The following is a 19,292-nucleotide window of genomic DNA, read 5'->3' on the forward strand; positions in this document are numbered from 1 at the left end:
ATCTAATGTAGAGCTCGCTATAGTGTTTGCTTGAGCGTCTCTAACGCACTTCGCGATTGCAGAGCGACCTGGTTGACTTCAGCATGCAGGGCAAACGCTTTGGCATGGTCGCCTTCTAGACACCGCTGCTCTATCTCGCGTGCTAATAACCCAAGCGCTTGAACGCCGAGTGCCAGTGACGTGCTGCCAAGAGTGTGCGCCTCAAACTCGAGCATCTTGCAGTCGGATTGCTCCACGGCTTTATCAATGTTGGCCAAACGTTGCTCCGATTCTTGCAAGTAGCTATCGATAATTAGCGGCACTACCTCAGGGCCGGTGTCACTGATCATTTGCTCTATCGCTTGCTGGTCCAAAATGGGCATAGATGTATAAGCCATAATCTAAAATCCTTTGTCATTTTTTATAATAATCATCATCAGCTTAGACCGCCTGTCGGAACAAAGACGTGCGACGCAGCCAATTTTTGATTCGCTGTTTGAGTGAAGGCGTCAATAGCCGACCCTTGTCGGCGACACGTACAAGCTCATCAGCCAATTGTGATTGATTATGTTGGTTAAGAATGATACCGACAATGTTGGCATCGGTGGTCTGCAGTTGTTCAATGGCAGCCTTGAGTTCCTCTTCTGTCGTCTCCCCACCAGAGACCACTAATAGGGTGGCATCCGTTACATGGGCAATGGAGGCGGTGGGGATCGAAAACTGACTGGTATCGCTTAATGCACAGGTATCAAACACAATTCGGTCATACTCTTGTGACCAATGAGCAACGCGCTGTTTGAGGCTGTTTGGGTCGCGATAAAGCATTTGCATGGAGCGCTCTTTGGGGCTGGCTATACCGCAAAACACTTGCTGGGTTTCATCGCGTACGATAAGCGGTTGTTCATTGCCTTGGCTCGACAGGGGGCCTTGACTTGGCAGGGGCAGTGGGCTAAATGATGGATTAAACAGATTAAAATCCACTAGCAGCGTTTTGTAACCGGCAAACAGATAGCGTTCGACCAGTGCAGAGGCGAGGCTGGTGGCACCAGCGCCGCTTTTTACTGCAGAGACACACACCGAGCGCGCGCCGGCAAGCTCAAGCTTGATAAACACCTGTTCTAGCTCTGCATGAATACTGGTAATACTCATTACAACGCTCCTACCAGCACAATCACTGTGGCAAGGCGCAGTACGTCATCAAGGGCGTTACGCGCCTTCTCGACAAAGCTGTCACTGCGGTTGGGAATAAATACAGTGTCACCGGCTCTAATGACGGGCAGACTGCGAAAATCAGCCGTTTTACTGAACTCGATAAGATCAAACGTACGCGCTTGGTTATGGCAGCACGACAGATTCACCACGCTGATTTTTTCAAGATAGGCATACTCCGATGGCCCACCGGCTTCCGCAATCAGGTCAAGAATGGTCATGTTATCGTTGAACACATAGCGACCGGGGTTATGCACTGCACCAAGCACGCGCACCGTGGATTCTTTGGAGTTGTCTAGCCAATTTCGGTCTTTTTCTGGAATAAAAATCGTATCGCCTGGTACCACCTGCGGCAAGATGGACTCATCGCCGGTCTCAAAGTAGAGCGAGAGATTCAGCTTACTGACTCGGCTGTAGGGAGCATCTCTATGGGTGACGCGGATATTGTGAATATCAGCATCCTTAGTGGGTCCATCGGCGGCAGCTAAGATGTCGAGTAGGTGCATCTCACGCGTGAAGCGATAGCGCCCGGGGGCATTGACTTGGCCAAACACGTAGATTGAGGCATCTGAGCTTTGTCGAACCCACTGCGATTTATTATCAGAGGGATCTTGGGGTAAGTCGTGAACGCGGACGATTGTGCCAGCAATGACCTCGGGGAGTTCACTGCGACGCGCACCATTTTTGATGTAGGCGTCGAGATCAAACACCACAACCGGGCCCTTACCGGTGGCAATCTCAAGACGTGTGGTATCAGCACGCAGAGTCGGGCCGCCAACATGCGCGAGCAGGTCCATAAGATCCATTTCGCTTGACCACTCGATTCTACCAGGTCTCACCACCTCACCGATCACATTCACGGCGCGATCAGGCGAGATCTTAAGCCAGGACTTCTCGTTCATGTCAGTCTTTTCCGGGACAAAGATGGCATCACCAGGTTGAATACTCGGTGGTTTCAGGCCATTTAACCCCTCAGTATACGCTGTCAAATCAAAGCGAATGACCTCGCCACTAGATTTGAGCACTCGAATCTGGCGTGACTCGGCAAAGCGAGTAGGACCGCCCGCATTGGCAAGGATATCCATAAAGGTTGCGCCTTTGTTGCCTTCAAAGGCACCTGGAGCAGCGACTTCGCCCATGACGTAGACGGTATTAGCGCCCGCTTTGATCTCTTCCTCGGTTTTGGGTACGAATACCGTCGCCCCCGGCGCGATAGTCGGCAGTAGTGAAGAATCGCCGCTATCAAGGTATTGCTTGAGGTTAAAAAGCGTTGGTGTGTTATCCGAGATCACGCGGATTTGCTCAACGCTGGCATAGCGGGTTACGCCGCCAGAACGCATCAGGATGTCAACCAAATCGGTGTCGGGCTTATAGCTAAACGAGCCGGGTGCGTTGACTTCACCGAAAACCTTGATTGCCATACGGGCATCGGCACTGTCCCCTGCATTCGCGAGCTTGGCGGCGTCAAACTCTTGCTCGATATTGCCGACCAAAGGTGAAGCGGGAACAAAAATCGCGTCGAGCGAGCGCAGGGTAGGCAGAGCGTCACTATCTCCGGTATCTAAAAATAGCTTGTAGTTGAACTCGGTGGTTTCAGCTCCACGTTTGAGCTGCAGTTTATCCAGTTGCGCCCCGGGACGCAGGCCTCCCGCCGCATAGAGCACCATCTGCACGGTTGAGCTTTCTGCCAAGGTATATTCTCCAGGCGAGCGCACATAGCCTTGCACTGAGATAAGAATTTGTCGCTCGGAGACAAATACGCGCAGGTTGGATAAGTCACGAAAAGCGCCACTCAAGGCGTCAGTAATCACTCGCTCAAGTTGCTGATCGTCATAGCCTGCAACATAGGTTAATCCCACCTCTGGTAGGCTGATTCGCCCGGTTTTATCGACCTGAAAGCCTTGGTTGAGGGTTGACTCGCCGGGTAGATTTATCTGGATAAGATCGCCGATTTGCACCGGGCTTGCCAATCCTGAGAGCGGGCTAAGCAAGGAGGTCAGCAAGCAGGCAAGCAGTAACCACAGCCTAGCGCTTCTCATAGCCACCCCCCTGCGAGCGAGTTGAGATAACATCAACACTGACTCGGCGGTTGGTCAGGCGCACTCCGGGTGTATCGCCCTCAAACAGGGGTAGGGTTTCACCCACAGAGACGGTTTGAATTCGATTGGGTGACAAACCAAATATGGTTAAGTAGCGGCCCACTTGCTGGGCGCGTCCCATAGCCAACTTGTCATTATATTCAGCCGATCCGGTTGCATCGGCATGACCGGTGACGGTTAAGTTTAAGTATTGATACTGCTTGAGAATATTGGCTGACTCAGCCAAGTTGCCCATGTATTTGGGATTGATTTCAATTGAGTCTACCGCGAATTGATTGTCGATATTCAGTAGTGCAACCAGCTGGTTAATCACCGCGACTTCGCTTTGAAACGCAATGTTTTGCTCAGGGGGGACACACTCGGCGTGATCGGTCACGTAGTCAAGCCGACGTTCTAGTAGAGATAAGTTTTTGCGCTGAATAATGATGTCGTTGGCGGCATCGATGAGCAGCTGTCCTTCGAGCTCTCGGGCGATGCGATTTTCTTTGGTCTTGGCCTGCACGACACTGGCGGGAAAGCACCACTCCGCGCCTTGCTGGATTAAGGCGTCGAGTTGCAGCTTAGTTAGGTGAAAGTCAAAGCGTAGGCCATGCTCTGGGCCTAGTGGTTCGTCGGGAAGTACAGGAGAAAAATCCGACACAGCGGTATATTCACCCAAACCGCCATTGCCTTCTTCAGGGTAGCTGGTGCAACCTGCCACTAGGATAAGTGACGCGGCTGCTACCACCATAGTACTGATGTTGACTAACTTCATGACGTAATGCTCCTTGCGACGACATTCTTTCATGGTTATTTTGTCTGGGCCAAGGAGTCTGGTTTTTAATGTGCAACAGACAATTCTCCTTGTACCGATGAATTCTGGGCTACTTTTTTATTGAGAGGAATCGCCTGACCAATGCGCAGCAGCTCCATCATTTTAAGCGGCTGACCATGGACATTCTCAATTCTCATCTCGCGCTCGGCTTCAACCAAACGCTTGTAGAAGTAAACAATGGCGCCAATGCCCGATGAATCGAGAAAATTGACGTGTTGCAAGTCGATCTCTATCTCTCGGTGTGCGTCATCTTGTAACAGCTTGTCGATGCAGACTTGGGCTTGTTTGCTCCCAGAAGCGTCAAAGTCACCCAAAATCGCTAGAGAAAGTACGTTGTCGTTTAGAGCGGTTGTATGTAGTTCCATGGTGTTATCTCCTAATAACGTGTCCGATGGTCTCTACAAAGCATCTAGTGTGCCAACTTCTATTTCTCTTCAAATACATGAACTTAAATAAGTCTAGTCGTGTTTTTCTCAAATTGAGAAATTTAATCTAGCTCAATCATGGTGTGTTTCTCATTTTGAGAAATTAACTCAACCATTTTGCGAGAGCGCCTGTTATCTCGTCAGCTCGATAAGGCTTAGTCAAAATATCGTTCATACCCGATTCGATACACAGCTCGCGCTCAGCGGCGGTAGTGCTGGCAGTGAGGGCAACAATCGGACGCTGAAAACCAAGCTCGCGAATCTTGCTGGTGGCCTCGAAGCCATCCATGATTGGCATGCGACAATCCATAAAGATCAGGTCGTAGTCTTTGTTTTTTACTGCTTCTACCGCCTCGACACCGTTGTCTTTGATATCCGCGCAGACGCCAATTTTCTCGAGCATTTTATTAATGATCAGCTGATTCATTTTTATATCTTCAACCACCAGCAGCGACAGGTTTTCAGGGATCACTGCGGCCGCTTCTTCAGGGGCTTTAGGCGCAGAGGACTTGGTTTGACTGATCAGTTTGAGCGGAATAGTGCCAAAAAAACATGTACCCACTCCAACCTCACTGGTGAGGTCGACATCGCCGCCCATCATCTCGATTAACTGATGGCAAATAGCAAGCCCTAAACCTGTGCCCTCAAAGTTGCGCTTACTTGAGCGATCAGCCTGGGTAAAGGGTTGAAAGAGCTTGGCCCTTGCTTGCTCATCTATCCCAATACCTGTGTCCTCGACCTCAAAGCTCAATACCTCCGCTGACCAGGAAAAACGCACGCTGACTGCGCCCGAATCGGTAAATTTGATTGCGTTGCCGATGAGGTTAACGAAGATTTGCGTGATCCTCTCCAAATCCCCCAGCACCACCTTTGGTAATTTGGTGTTTTGGCTAATGCTAAAGGTCAGGGATTTCTCTTGCGCTTTAGGCTCGAAAATACTGTTGAGTGTCTTGAACAAGGTTTCAAACTCGAACTCGCTGGGGATCAGCTCAAACATGCCTGCATTGATTTTGCTGAAATCAAGCAGATCATTGATGATTACGCGTAAGAATTCACCTGACTGGGCTAAGTTGTTGACGAGCTCAAGTTGCTGCTCATCAAGCGTGGTTTGCTGAAGTAGCTCAGAGCTACCGAGCAGCCCATTGAGTGGCGTGCGCAGTTCATGGTTGATCATGGCGACGAAATCGCGCGTTGCTTGCTCAGATTGTTCAGCTTTTTTGCGTGATTCAATATTGGTCACGATAATTAACTGACGATTGACCGCGCCACTGAGCAGATCGCCAATCAGTTGAAATGAGCGCTGGACAAAGTCTGATTCGAGCTCGGTCTCATCGAGCTTAATCACCAATCGACCAATGATCTTGCGCTGAGCTTTAAGCAGCATAAAGAAACGGTCGTCTTGCCAGTGTGTTTTGTTAAAGTCCTTCGCCAGGTCCTGTTGACCATAAAAGGGCTTTTGTAGACTAGGTAAGAGGTGATCGTTGAGGCCGATGTATACGTTGGCGACGGCGGGCATTTCGATGATGCGCGCGACGAGGTTAGAGATCAGGACATCATCAAGGTGATGATTTAAGAACGCTTGACCAAAGTAGATCAGCAGCGAGTCAATCTGCTGCTGAAATTCGAGTTTGACGATATTCTCGGCCGAGGCTTTCTCTAGTTGGGTGAGGGCAACCTCCAGTTTTTGATTGGCATAGTAGAGATCGAGGCTTTTTTCCTCCAGTAATTGCTCAGCTTGCTTGCGCGCAGCATTCTCCCGCGCAAGCTTTCGCTCGAGCGCTCTGGTTGAAATAGGTGGCTTGTTGTCAGAGCTCAATGGGACACCTTCAACTTCTGTAATGCCGCGCGTTCAGCTAGAGCTAAGCCGTTGTGACCGTAAAGCGAACATCACTACCTTGTTCATTCTGTGACCGCATCGCAACATCGATTTGCTGTTCAAAGTGATTGGCACACCCTTTGAGCAGTCCAAGACAAACATGCGCCATACAGCGTGCACTCTTGTAATCGAACACCAATTCAGTTTCACTTTCAGAAATGAACTCGAAGGTGGGTGGCTGCGCATCCGGGTAGAGCTTTTTCACCTCTACGTGAATGTACTCTTCCACATGCCGGACAAATTCGAAGCAGTGGCTGCAGTCTTGCAAAGCGGCTTTATCGGGCAAAGTGGCAAGCAAGTTGATAAACACCGTCTCACCAAACACTTCCTGCAACTTCTCTGCGGGGATTTCGGTGGTTTTACTCAAATTGACAATCAACTTAACCAGCAGTCGATGGTCATAGCTGCCAACTGCGGTGTAGATGCCCTCATCCTCGGAGAGGTCGAGGATTTGGTCAACCACCTCTAAACCGAATTCGCGCTCGACCAGCTCCAAAAATTCGGTGAATATGATCCCTTTCATAAAGACTCCCGCGGCAATGAAAATTTGAGTACTTACAATAACTAACCCATACAGTAGATATAGTATTGATTAGCTAGAACTCAAATAAACTACAGCCAAGAGTCTCGATTTTTAGATCCAAAAGTCTTTAAGACGGTCCTGATGCCACTGATTGTGATGGATTTGCGCCTGTAACAGCTCAGCCGTGGCAATTGCATCGGTTAAGGCATGATGGGGGGAGTATTGCGGCAAGCCGTAGCGCTCACGTGATTTGGCTAAACGTACTGACTCAGGGTGTTTACCTAATAGGCGCTTGAAAAGGCTGCCGTTCTTGCGCTGTTGTATCGAAGATTCAATCGCCATCGTATCGATTAGCGGGAACTCAACGCCCTCGTTATAGCGGCGGCGAAACTCATGGTCGAGAAAGTCGCGTTCAATGCGGTGATAATGCACTACGGGGACAAAGCCCTGCATGGTCGAAAGAACATCATCAATTACATCCTCAAAATCGGGGGCGTCAATGAGATCAGAGTGGGTAATACCATGGATGACAACAGAGTCTTCACTTAGCTTTTGTTGTGGACGAACTTTCCACTCTTGTGCTTGACGCAGGTAAATTCGATTGAGATCAAAGGGGACGACGCCAATCGAGATAATGCTGTCATTTTTACAATCGAGCCCGGTAGTTTCAAAGTCCATCGCAAGAAACTTCACCTCGCACATCGGAGTGTCATCGGCTGGCAGTGGAGAGCGGTAAAATGATTGCAGTCCCATATGCTGGCAGCGTTTCGCGCGCTGAGCAAACTTGCCTTTCCAGTCAATCGCCGGAGCTTCGATTAATCTTGATATCATCGGTGGCGTCTCATCTAAAGTGATTGCTGGCTTGGTAGCGGAATTTGAGAAAATTCTGCGCGGCGCTTAGGATCTGGAAGGCATCCTTAAGGTTGCGTCTCTCGAAGTCAGACAGATTATCGGGCTCAATATTATTGTCAGGCTCGATCCCTCCCTCGACATCGAGCGCTTGGTGGCGGATACGCACCATACAGATGAACTCCATTGCATCACGCAAGTCTTTAGCGCGGCCTTTTGGCAGGATATTGGCATCAATAATGTCATCTAATCGCTCAAAGGAATTCTTTGCTCGCGAGCCAACAGCGAGTGCATGAACACGGATTAGATCCGCTAATGGTGCAGTACCACGGCGCTTAAGGTTGATCGAGTTACGATGCTGGCCATCTTTCTCCATCACAAAACTCTGGAAAAAGCCCAAAGGCGGCGTTCGATTGAGGGCATTGCGCGCAAGGCAGGCCAAAAAGCGGTTATTTTTGCGTGCACGACGCAGGATAAAGCCGTTCAGCTGCTCCGCCCACTTGAGTCGTCCATAGACTCCGTCGAGATCAAAGAAAATCGATGCGTTAAGTAGGGCTTTAGGGTTGGGGTCATCAATCCAGTCGGCAAAACAGGCTTCCCACTCTTTGCGGGTCATGCGCCACATCGGGTTACTTGCCATGATTTCGCCAGTGCAATAGCTATAGCCACACTTGTCCAATGCCTCGCATACATAATTGGCAAATTTGGCAAAATAGGCGCCGTGCAGTTCGGCATCGTAACTGTCATCGAGGATGATGGCATTATCTTGGTCAGTGACGATCAACTGCTCATCACGCCCCATCGAACCGAGCGCTAAAAAGCAGTAGGGAACAGGGGGCTCACCAAATTCTTCTTCTGCCAGTTCGATGATACGCTGCTTAAATGAGCGGCCAATCACGGACATCGCACTGCCGACCATGTGAGAGTTGGCGTCCTCATTGACCAAGCGAACAAAACTGTCTTTGACTTGCTCTGAGATGGCGACCAGGTCGTCTATGGTTTGCTGTTGGAAAATACTGCTCACCAGCAGCAGCGAGTTTTGGGATTCATAGTGAACGATATCGGTGGTCTCAATTACCCCAATCGGTTCGCGATTTTTCATCACAGGCAAATGGTGGACGTTATAGCGCAGCATGGTTAGCATAGCTTCATAGACATAGGCGTTGTGGTCGAGAGAGATCACCTCAGTGGTCATGACTTTCTCAAGCTTGTCTTGTGGGTTAAGTCCGGTGGCGAGCACGCGAGTACAAAGGTCACGGTCAGTGACGATGCCGATCATTGCTTGCTGGTCATCTTCGTCGTCATCAAGTACTTCTGGGTTCATTACCAAAAGAGATGAAACTGATTGCTCAGCCATTATGATAGCGGCGGCTTGAATCGTCTCATCCCTGTTGATGGTGTGTACATCGCCGCTGAGCAAAGAACGCACTTTTACTGTCGAGAGGTCATTTTGCTCATTAGAGGTTGATACGGCATTACGCAGACGAACCTTGTCGTCTATCTCGACAAAGTCGGCAAAGGTGTCGAACTCGTCATACAACTGCTGGAAGATTTCTTGAGGAATACAGTAAACCAGCGTGTCTTCGATTGCCTTGGCAGGAAAGCGCACTTTGTTGTTGGTTAGCAGTCCCATCTGCCCAAACATATCGCCTTCATCAAGACGGTTGTAAAGTTCCCCTTTACGTCGGTAAACCTCTACCACGCCGCTTCGTACCACGTACAGGTCATGAATCGGGTCACCCAAATGAATGATTGGTGAGTCAGCACGAAAATACGAGATCTCCACATTTTGCGTAATGTGCTGCATAACCTCTTCTGGAAGTTCATCGAATGGGTGGTGGCTAGATAAGAAACTCTGGATTTCGAGTAGTTCAATTTCCATGAACTGTCCTTTTTGCTGAACGGTGTGGTGCCTTTTGTAAGGGTAGCATGTTAGCTTCAGTGACCACTTTTGTATAGTGATAGAGCAATGATATCTAATACCGACACATGGGCAATAGTCGATTATTTCCGTGATGAAAAATATATTATGGAGGCACAACAACAGACAGTAGTAACCCAAAGCTTGTTGCCTGCATGACTAATATAACGTTAATTTAATTAATGATCTAATTTAAAGGCACCCTAATGAGAGTTTGTTTGTAGTCATGATTATATTAGTGGCAATTATTAAATTTAGGTGACTTTTTTAGCAGAATGGCATACTGAGCTTGAATTTAAATTATTGAAATTAAACACAATTATGTTAATTTCTTTATTGCTGGTTACCTGGTCTAGTCCATGCAATGGATTACATGTAAGTTAGGTTTCAGTTTGGTTAAGCATCTAGATAGTAAAGATGGAAGAGATAGGGTTTAATGCTATTGCTTAATGGCTTTTTATTAAGTGCGTTTATCAATATGGATATTAAAATGAAAAAAACAACACTTGCACTCCTATTGCCATTGCTGATAGTGGGAAAAGCAAATGCAGATATTATTATTTCAGAAGTCGTAGAAGGCTTTGGTCATCATAAGGCGATCGAGGTCGCTAATGTGGGTGATAGTCAAGTCACCCTGTCAGACTATAGTCTTCAAGTGAATACAAACTGTTCGTCAGACTGGACGCATGATTATGACTTGGGGCATGTGACCTTAGAGCCGATGACAACTTTTGTTATTGGTCATAATCAAAGCACGAATGATCAAGCATTTAAAGATTTGCTCGATGATGCGTTTAACACAAACCTAACTAATTTTAATGGCAATGACGCGATTCGACTGGTAAAAAATGGTCAAGTTGTTGATATGTTTGGTTGGGACCAGTTGGGCCAGGGTAGTAGCAATTGCGCCTATTTCGCCCAAAATGTCACTAAGCGCCGCTTGGTCTACAGCCCTACAGATACATGGGATGAAGAGCAGTGGCTTACCATCCCGCGTGAAGATTCTGGCTATTACTCAGATTTGGGCAACATCGACCCAGAAGGGACGACTCCAGAGCCACCAGAGGGCATCCCTGCCACTATTATGCAGCTGCAAGGCGATGGGCCTTACTCTCCATATACTAATCCACCAGAGTACAAGTTCAAGTCCGATGAAGTGTTTGAAGTAACGGGTATCGTTACTGCTATTCAAACTGCTTCCCTAGGTAGCGATCTACCCGTTGGCTTCTTTATCCAAGATGAACATGGAGACGCTAATCCAGCAACTTCTGATGGTATCTTCGTTACAGGAAGTCCATCCGGCCTCAGTGCTGGTGATGAAGTGACTGTAATTGGCCATGTTGAAGAGCACTACTATTGGACCCGTATTCCTGCGCTGCACATCGAAAAGACCGGTCGAGAGGGTGTTTCGATTGAGCCGACGACCATCGTTGCCATGGATAGCGACGAATCATTCGAGATGACTCTTGAGCGTTACGAGGGCATGTTGGTACGAGTTAACAACCAAACGGATATGCACGTTGCGCGTACCTTCAGTTTTGATTACTCCCCATATCGTAACAATATGGTTCTAAGCCATGGTGGTGTGAACTATCACCCGAATCAGTTTAATGCACCAGAAAGCGCTGAAGCGAAAGCCCAGAGTGAAAGTAATCAAGATCGCCGTTTGTGGGTAGAGTCTTTCACTAAGGCGCCAAATGGTGTTGTGCCTTGGTACCCAGATTTTGGCCAAGATAACGGGACAGGCACCACAGATGACTATATCCGAATTGGTGCAACGCTCAATGACGTTGGTTTCGAGGGCGTACTGGGTTATTCGTTCAGTGAATATCGTTTGTACGTGATGAATGAAGCTACGGCGGCGACGTTTGAAAACAACGAGCGTCCGACAACAACGGACATGCTTGAGGGTGATTTGGTCGTATCAAGCTTTAACGTTGAGAATTTCTTCACTTCTTACTTCGGCAATGGTACTGGCAACCCGCTGGACCAGAATCGCGGTGCAGAAAGCCTAGAAGACTATGAGATGCAACTGCAAAAAATCGTCGCTTCGATGAAAGCGATTGATGCAGATATCTTTGGTTTGATTGAGATTGAGAATAACGGTTTTGACACTAATTCCGCGATTGAGGTGTTGTTGAGTGCGATAAATGCTGAGATGCCGGAGGATAAGCAGTATGCGATGGCAGTGCCAGTGGACGCTTACAATACCGGTTGGATTGGTACCGATGCGATCACTAATAAGATCATCTATCGCCCAAGTAAAGTTGAACTGCTCGACGTCTTTGTCATCGACATGCCTCAACAGCACGTTGAACTGGAAGACGGAAGCTACAAGCGCGCGTATCAGCGTGATGCGTTTACTGCTTCATTTGCGCATCCTAAATCAGACCAGCCATTGGTGATTTCAACCAATCACTTTAAGTCAAAAGGCTCAACCTGTTGGGAAGACGATCACGAGCAAGATGGTCAGGATCCTAACCTGCAAGGAAGCTGTGAGCATTTCCGTGTCTCCGCAGCCTACCATCTTGCTGAAGAGCTGGCTAAAGTCGACGGCTACAAAATCTTGATGGGTGATCTCAACAGTTACGGTATGGAAGACCCAATGATGGTGCTGACCAACCGTGATAAAGCCACTGATAATTATCAAATCCGTGCGGCTCGCAATACCTACCTAGGCGGTGATGAAAACACAGGCACGCCGCTTCATGGTGAAAACGGCGCATTGATAGAGCAATCATACGGTTATGTGGACATTGTTGAAGAGCTGATGCCGCATACTTACAGCTACTCTTATAACGATGAGGTAGGTACTCTCGACTACGTGCTGGTGGATGCCGAGCTACAAGAGTTTGTTATCGATGCCAAGGTTTGGCCAATCAATGCCGTAGAGTCAACGCTATTTGAGTACGACAGTCGTTACACTGGCGACTTTATGAAATTTGCTGATCCATACCGTTCTTCTGATCACGACCCTGCAGTCGTTGTCATTCAGTTTGAGGATGATGACAATAATGGTGGCGACGGTGGCGACGGTGGCGACGGTGGCGACGGTGGCGACGGTGGCGACGGTGGCGACGGTGGCGACGGTGGCGACGGTGGCGACGGTGGCGATGGTGGCGACGGTGGCGATGGTGGCGATGGCGACGATGGCGACGATGACAGCGACTCATCTAGCGGTGGTTCAACATCTCTATTTATGCTGACACTAATGTCTATGCTAGCTGTGTTCAGACGCAGGCAGTGGCTACAATAATAGCTTAGTTTGAGGTTTGACCACTAATCTGAGCAAAAGGTGAGCGAAATGCTCACCTTTTTTGTCGCTACCCTGTCACTGACAGTGAGGTAGATTGGCTTGTTTTGAATGAAATTTGAACAGTGCGAGGTGCATTTGTGAGATATGTCACAAGAATTACTGTGATTTCGCCCCTGTAATAATAATTTAATCTTTATATGTATTGCACTTAAAGTGAAAATTCATCATATTGTAATTGAAGCGTAACAAAGACAATTATTAGAGATTCATAGAGAGGAGACGCCTATGCAACACCAAGAAATGATCGTACATTCAAACCTAGGAGTAATCAGCCGCACATGTCTATTTGCACTAGCAGCAATTGTCGCGACTTTTGCTATCGTCTAGTGATTGATACTTTGGGGGATCGCCTTAGCTGATAAGGCATTCCTCTCCCAGTACACCATTCCAACTTCTTCAGTTTCAGTAATCTACAGCTACTTCCTACTGTTCTAGTCCAGAGCGACACTCCAACTCATTCATTGCCATCCACATCAAGCGACGCACTATTGTGTAAATAGCACCAATTGACTTTCACACCTCTACCTTAGCGTGGAGTGACCTGCTATGCCTAAGTTTGTCTTCATTGTGGGAGGAGAGTAGCAATATGCTAACCTGCGTGGGCGTCAAAATAGACAGAATGGCTAGCCGCTTTACACTATCTGTTTGAGTGATACTTGATCTGTTAAGAGGCGAAAAACCTCCCCCCACCAATGTGAGGGAAGGGTCCGTGAGAGATCACACGGTTTGAGTGCAGACCTGTTTTTGCAATGTACTTGGTGCTGGCTCGTAGTGGCTATGACTAAAGCTAAAGGTGCCTTGGCCACTGGTCATCGAGCGCAGTCGAGTCGCATAGTCTTGCAGCTCGACCATAGGGGCTTTTGCTGAAAGGAATGAATAGCCCATATTTGAGGTTTGTGTTCCCTCGATCAAGCCGCGGCGGCTGGACAGATCGCCAGAAATATCGCCAACACATTCGGTTGGGATATTGACCTGGATCTGGACAATCGGCTCGAGCACGATCGGATTAGCCTTGCTAATGGCGTCGAGTAGGGCTTTTTTGCCTGCAATCACAAAGGCAATCTCCTTAGAGTCCACCGAGTGGAATTTGCCATCGTAGACGGTGACCTCGATATCTTGAATTGGATTACCTGAGATTGCGCCTTCACTCACCGCTTGGTAAATGCCTTTTTCAACGGCTGGGATCAAAGCGGTCGGAATGGCCCCACCAACGACCTTATTGATAAATTTGACGCCAGCACCGCGCTCGAGAGGGCGGATCTTAAGCTGCACTTCGCCAAACTGGCCCGCGCCACCACTCTGCTTTTTGTGCCGGTAATGGCCTTCTGCTGCTTGAGTTATGGTCTCAAAGTACTCGATACTCGGGTCAGAGGTGGTGATATTGAGATTGTAGACTTGGCGCATTTTCTCAAGCGCAATCTGCAGGTGGAACTCACCCAGTCCACACAAAATGGTCTCATTACTGCGAGTTCGCTGCTCAATCTTGAGCGACGGATCTTCACTGACGATCTTGTGCAGCGTATCCGATAGCTTCTGTTCATCGCCGCGTTTTTCCGGTTGAATCCGTAGGCTGTACATCGGGGTCGGCATGGATAGGGGATGAAGGGAGAGTTCGTCCTCGTCGTGCGAGTCGTGCACTATGGTATCAAAATCCAGCCCATCCACTTTGGCAATCACGCAGTAATCACCAGGCAGTGCCTTGCTGATCTCGGTGCGAGTATTGCCCTGTAATTGATACAGGTGTGTGACTTTGAACGCTTTATTCGTTTCGCCAATAAACAGCTGGCTACCAAGGTGGAGATCGCCTTGAAAGACTCTTAAATAGGCAAGCTTACCTAGATAAGGATCGTTACTGACCTTAAACACGTGGGCAACGCTGTGGCCCAGCTCATCAGGGTGAATCGAAACCGCTTTGCCCTGTTTTTCGAGCAGAGGTGGGTTACCTTCTGCTGGGGTGGGCATAAGCTTAGCGAACACATCAAGCAGAAGCTCAAGACCGGCGTTATTTTCACAAGAGACAAAACATACCGGGACTAAGTGATCGTTACACATGGCAATTTCAAAGGTATCGTGTAATTGCGCACTCGTGATCTCAGTGTCGCCCTCGAGGTACGCCTCCATTAATTCATCATCTTCTTCCACCACTTGGTCAAGCAGTTGGTCATGTGCATCGGCGACAGAGCTAATCAGTGTTTCTTCAGAGTCAGCCGCCTCTTGATAACAGTCCACGACCTTGGTGCCATTGTTGTTGGGGAGGTTGATAGGCAGGCAACGACCTTCAAACAATAGGTTAAGCTCATCCAGGACTTGGCTACACCGCTTAGGTGAGAGGTCAATCTTATTAACGATTACCATTTGGCACTTATGCCGGGCTCGGGCTATTTCGACCAGTTGTTGTGACAATTGGGTGATTGGGGTTTGAGTGTCAACGACCAGTGCGATGGTTTCGACCGCTGGAAAAACACTGATTGAACGGCCTATCAGCTCGTTTTGTCCCGGGGTATCAATCAAATTAAGGCGGTGTTCGTGCCACTTAAGGGTAACCGGTGTGGCCTCGATACTGTGGTGGTAATGGATCGATTGGGAGTCGAAATCTGTGACAGTGTCACCGTTATCGACGCTGCCTAGATGATGAGTTGCGCCGCTGGCGTGAAGTAACTTTTCCACCAGCGTGGTTTTACCTGTGCCTGATTGGCCCACAATAGCAATATTTCTGATCAGATTGGTCGTCATAGCGGCCTCCTTGCAGAGTGAGAGTAGGGGTCGGGATCGGATAGGCGGCATCATGCGCCGCTAAGTCGTCTTCCAAGACATTTTTTTACTCTCACCTGAAAAGCGCCGATGACGAGAGCCATCTTGCATAGTCCATATCGATGTCACGGTCAGGGGGTCGGGCATAGCACCTCAGGTCAATACCATGGTTAAAATTTAGTCTGCACTAATCACTTGATTATAGTTGTGATTGATCTCATGCTCTGAGGGAGAGTCGCTGTGTGAATGATGAAACTGTGACTTGGGGAAGAAGAAGAGGTTTTGCAGGGGCCAAAACGGTGAAAACCCAGAGGTGGTAAGTCTCTGGGTTTTCGAATTTTTTAGATGTCTCGGATGGTAAGGCCGATAATCTTTATATGCAAAAGGCTGGATTTAATCCGATTAATTCCTTGGTAGGGAATTAGATACGGATGAAGTCCATGTGCTCAACTTTTGGCTTGAACGCGTGACGTTGAACGTCTTGTGGCTTAACCTTAACTTCTTCGCCGCCGATCACTAGAGTGATTGCTTCGTAGAATTCAGGCTTGTCCATTTGGTTGATCACGTCGTCGTGGCTTAGAGCGATAGAAACAGGTGCTGCTTCACCACCGTAAACGATTGCTGGGAATTGGCCAGCGTGACGTAGGCGGCGGCTCGCACCTTTACCTAGTTCAGTACGTACTACTGCTTCGAATTTCATAGTATTTACTCTCAAATTAGTAAATTAAATTGACACATCAACAATGCGACCTTGTCGATGTAGTATAGCTAACTCAGTAACGGATTACTGTGAAAGCGAGCGCGGATACTAGCATTGTTGTTAGAGTCCGGCAATAGTAAATTAGCAATAAATTCGCTAATTTAGCTCATCCGCAAACACTTTGTCTCTAAGTGACCAAAAACGCCCCGATTTTCGCGCGATAACAAACTGTGGTGGGCGAAAACGATGTTGATTATCCGAGGCCTGCTTAGCAGTCAGGGCATTATAAGGGTTGTGTTTATCAGCCAGATGCGGCCGGACAAATTGTTTGGCAAAGGTCTGCTTTTGTTTTTGGGTGTTAAGCGACCAAAACTCGTGCACTTGTGCCTGGTTCTCGCCCTGATAGGTCACCTTAAGGCTCGATTTACCTGCTTGGTCTTTGTGCACGCTCAATGACATGTGCAAGCATTCGAACACCAGAGCGTCTTTCAGGTCGAGCGCTTCTTTAAGCTTTTTATCCGGATCAACCAGTGTCGCGTCACACTCGTGACAGATGCGCGCAGCGATATCGTTGTCTGCGCCACACTCGCCACAGTATTTGGCGCGAAAACGATAGCCGCAGTGCTCACGCTCACCGGTGTCTTCATCAGTGAAATAGCCCTGACAGCGTCGACCAAAATGCTCAAGCAGAAAGCCGTTACTATCGAGCTTACCCCAGAAGTTATTGTTAAACCCGCAGGCGGGACAAGGGATGGTAATGATCTCGCTGTCGGATTCAGGCTTAGGGTCGCCGACTTCTGGCTGATAGAGATCGTAGCTATTACCGGCGTAATCGAGCACCAGACACTCGCTTTTGCCTTCAGACAGTCGCAGGCCACGCCCAACAATCTGCTGATAGAGACTGACCGACTCGGTTGGGCGAAGAATAGCAATTAGATCGACGTGAGGCGCGTCAAAACCGGTGGTCAACACCGACACATTGACCAGATACTTTATCTCGCGCCGTTTGAAGCGTTGAATGATCTCATCGCGTTCGGGTGTCGGCGTGTCACCGATCACTATGGCTGCTTGGTGCTCGGGAAGTAGAGAGTGAATTTCTTGCGCATGGCGTACCGTCGCGGCAAAGATCATGACTCCAAGGCGAGATTTTGCCTGTTCGATCACCTGTTGCACAATCTGTGGCGTGGCGCGTTTCGAGCGCTCAATCACGAGGTCTAGCTCTGACTCTTTATAGCGTCCAGTGGTCGCAGGCTTAAGCTGCGAGAAATCATAGCTGAGCACCGGCGCGTCGATCATCTGCGCAGGGGTAAGAAATCCCTCATCAAGCAGATAGCGGATTGGCAGCTCAAAAATGCAATCGCGGAAAAAACGTGGCTCTTCACTGCGCACTAAGCCTCGCGTGTGATACTGGTAAATCCAGCCCATACCAAGGCGATAAGGCGTAGCGGTAAGCCCCAATACCTTTATATTCGGATTCAGCGTCTTAAGGTGGCTAATCACCTTCTGGTAGCCGCTATCTTTATTATCGGGTACACGGTGACACTCATCGATAATCAACAGCGAAAAAGGCTGGGTAAAGTCATCGAGGTTACGTACCACTGACTGCACCGAAGCAAACACAACTTGCTCATCGGTCTCTTTACGCCCAAGCCCAGCCGAATAAATCGCACCGGTTAAGCCATAGCCTTCATATTTCGCATGGTTTTGCTCAACCAGCTCCTTCACATGCGCCAGGACCAACACTTTGCCCTTAGCCAGACGAGCCAACTCGGCAATCACCAAGCTCTTACCCGCCCCAGTGGGCAACACGATCACCGCTGGCGTCTGATGCTGACGAAAATAATGAATAACAGCCTTTACGGAATCAGCTTGGTAGGGGCGGAGAGTGTACATGCTTTTTCGAATGGTGTTGGGAGCGAATCGAATAGTATACCTATTACAGAGTCGAGCTTCTACTAGGGGCGAGGTGCGGGGATGCTGCGCTACGAGGTGCGAGGAGTTTGTCCGTATTTTGTTCCTCGAAACGAAGTGTCCTCGAACCCCGCTCCTCGCCCCTGAAAAATCCGACCAAAGGAGGATTTTTTTCTGTATACTGCGCCAGTTACAAATAATAAACGAGGTCACAATGCGTTTGGACAAATTTCTCTGTGATGCCCTAGGTGCGACACGTAAAGAAGCAACCAAAATCATCAAAAGTGGTGAGGTTACGGTTGATGGTGAGATGCAAAAAAGTGGGGCATTTAAGGTCGGGGAAGAGGCTGAGGTGGCTTGGCAAGAGCGAGTGATTGCGAAACCTGGTCCGCGCTATATTATGCTGTATAAGCCAGATGGCTTTGTCTGCTCGCACGAAGACGGCTTTAACCATACTGCATTTGTTCTGCTCGATGAGCCAAAGATGGAGAATTTGCACTTCGCCGGTCGCCTTGATGTGGACACCACTGGCCTGGTGCTGATCACTGATGATGGTAAATGGTCACATCGCATTACCTCACCGAAACATAAGTGTGAGAAGGTGTATCGCGTTTGGCTTGCCGATGCGATTGGCGATGACTACGCCGATAAGCTTGCGGCGGGTGTTGAGCTACGCAACGAAAAAGAGCCTACCATGCCTGCCAAGATGGAAGTGGTTAACTTTGCGGAGAATGAGCTGCTACTGACTATCTCTGAGGGCAAGTACCACCAAGTGAAACGCATGTTTGCTGCGCTGGGTAATAAGGTGGAACACCTGCATCGTGAGCAAATTGGTCAAATCGTACTAGACGAGACGCTCGAGCCGGGAGATTACCGCTTCCTGACTCAACAAGAAATCGATTCTATCTGGGAAAAATAA

General features: G+C 48.7%; 13 protein-coding genes and 1 pseudogene. 2 read left to right on the top strand and 12 right to left on the bottom strand.

The genetic code is table 11. The features are described from left to right. Positions 1-17: 17 nt before the first annotated feature. The 9 genes and pseudogenes from ACSTTG_RS13060 to ACSTTG_RS13100 all read right to left on the bottom strand — a co-directional run bounded on the left by ACSTTG_RS13060 (position 18) and on the right by ACSTTG_RS13100 (position 9,656). Positions 18-377: an Hpt domain-containing protein gene (locus ACSTTG_RS13060; protein WP_438459580.1), complete on the bottom strand. Its 360-nt coding sequence runs from the start codon at positions 375-377 to the stop codon at positions 18-20. 43 nt (positions 378-420) lie between these two features. Continuing rightward, complete coding sequence (locus ACSTTG_RS13065; RefSeq protein ID WP_438475123.1) at positions 421-1,128, bottom strand: Clp1/GlmU family protein; 708 nt, start codon at positions 1,126-1,128, stop codon at positions 421-423. Continuing rightward, positions 1,128-3,146, bottom strand: a pseudogene (locus ACSTTG_RS13070) (SLBB domain-containing protein); the annotation flags it as partial. The pseudogene ACSTTG_RS13070 and the gene ACSTTG_RS13065, both read right to left, overlap by 1 nt. A 67-nt stretch (positions 3,147-3,213) precedes the next feature. Beyond that, the gene (locus tag ACSTTG_RS13075; RefSeq protein WP_438475124.1) at positions 3,214-4,041 is read right to left on the bottom strand and encodes an OmpA family protein; all 828 of its coding nucleotides are present in this window, start codon (positions 4,039-4,041) and stop codon (positions 3,214-3,216) included. Positions 4,042-4,106: 65 nt separating this feature from the next. Further along, positions 4,107-4,466, bottom strand: a complete 360-nt coding sequence (locus ACSTTG_RS13080) for an STAS domain-containing protein (RefSeq protein ID WP_438475125.1) — start codon at positions 4,464-4,466, stop codon at positions 4,107-4,109. A gap of 163 nt (positions 4,467-4,629) precedes the next feature. Next, the gene (locus ACSTTG_RS13085) at positions 4,630-6,342 is read right to left on the bottom strand and encodes an ATP-binding protein (RefSeq protein WP_438475126.1); all 1,713 of its coding nucleotides are present in this window, start codon (positions 6,340-6,342) and stop codon (positions 4,630-4,632) included. 43 nt (positions 6,343-6,385) lie between these two features. After that, a complete protein-coding gene (locus tag ACSTTG_RS13090; RefSeq protein ID WP_438475127.1) occupies positions 6,386-6,925 on the bottom strand; it encodes a heme NO-binding domain-containing protein in 540 nt (179 codons plus the stop codon). A gap of 111 nt (positions 6,926-7,036) precedes the next feature. Next, positions 7,037-7,753: a 3'-5' exonuclease gene (locus ACSTTG_RS13095; protein WP_438459637.1), complete on the bottom strand. Its 717-nt coding sequence runs from the start codon at positions 7,751-7,753 to the stop codon at positions 7,037-7,039. A 13-nt stretch (positions 7,754-7,766) separates the two neighbouring features. Then, positions 7,767-9,656 carry a DUF294 nucleotidyltransferase-like domain-containing protein gene (locus ACSTTG_RS13100; protein WP_438475128.1) on the bottom strand — a complete coding sequence of 630 codons (1,890 nt, stop codon included), beginning with the start codon at positions 9,654-9,656 and terminating at the stop codon, positions 7,767-7,769. A gap of 529 nt (positions 9,657-10,185) precedes the next feature. On the opposite strand from ACSTTG_RS13100, the gene ACSTTG_RS13105 reads away from it, so the two are divergent. Further along, positions 10,186-12,951 (top strand): ExeM/NucH family extracellular endonuclease, encoded by a 2,766-nt coding sequence (locus ACSTTG_RS13105; protein WP_438475129.1) that lies wholly within the window; start codon positions 10,186-10,188, stop codon positions 12,949-12,951. A gap of 777 nt (positions 12,952-13,728) precedes the next feature. Here ACSTTG_RS13105 and fusA read toward each other — a convergent pair. The 3 genes from fusA to radD form a co-directional block, all read right to left on the bottom strand. Then, a complete protein-coding gene (gene fusA / locus ACSTTG_RS13110; protein WP_438475130.1) occupies positions 13,729-15,744 on the bottom strand; it encodes an elongation factor G in 2,016 nt (671 codons plus the stop codon). 439 nt (positions 15,745-16,183) lie between these two features. Next, positions 16,184-16,462, bottom strand: a complete 279-nt coding sequence (gene rplY, locus ACSTTG_RS13115) for a 50S ribosomal protein L25 (RefSeq protein ID WP_438459571.1) — start codon at positions 16,460-16,462, stop codon at positions 16,184-16,186. 156 nt (positions 16,463-16,618) lie between these two features. Next, the gene (radD, locus tag ACSTTG_RS13120; RefSeq protein ID WP_438475131.1) at positions 16,619-18,355 is read right to left on the bottom strand and encodes a DNA repair helicase RadD; all 1,737 of its coding nucleotides are present in this window, start codon (positions 18,353-18,355) and stop codon (positions 16,619-16,621) included. A 232-nt stretch (positions 18,356-18,587) separates the two neighbouring features. Between radD and rsuA the strand changes: the two genes are divergently transcribed. Further along, the gene (gene rsuA / locus ACSTTG_RS13125; RefSeq protein WP_438459569.1) at positions 18,588-19,292 is read left to right on the top strand and encodes a 16S rRNA pseudouridine(516) synthase RsuA; all 705 of its coding nucleotides are present in this window, start codon (positions 18,588-18,590) and stop codon (positions 19,290-19,292) included.

The sequence above is a fragment of the Vibrio glycogenivorans genome (genome assembly GCF_051660965.1).
GTDB lineage: Bacteria > Pseudomonadota > Gammaproteobacteria > Enterobacterales > Vibrionaceae > Vibrio.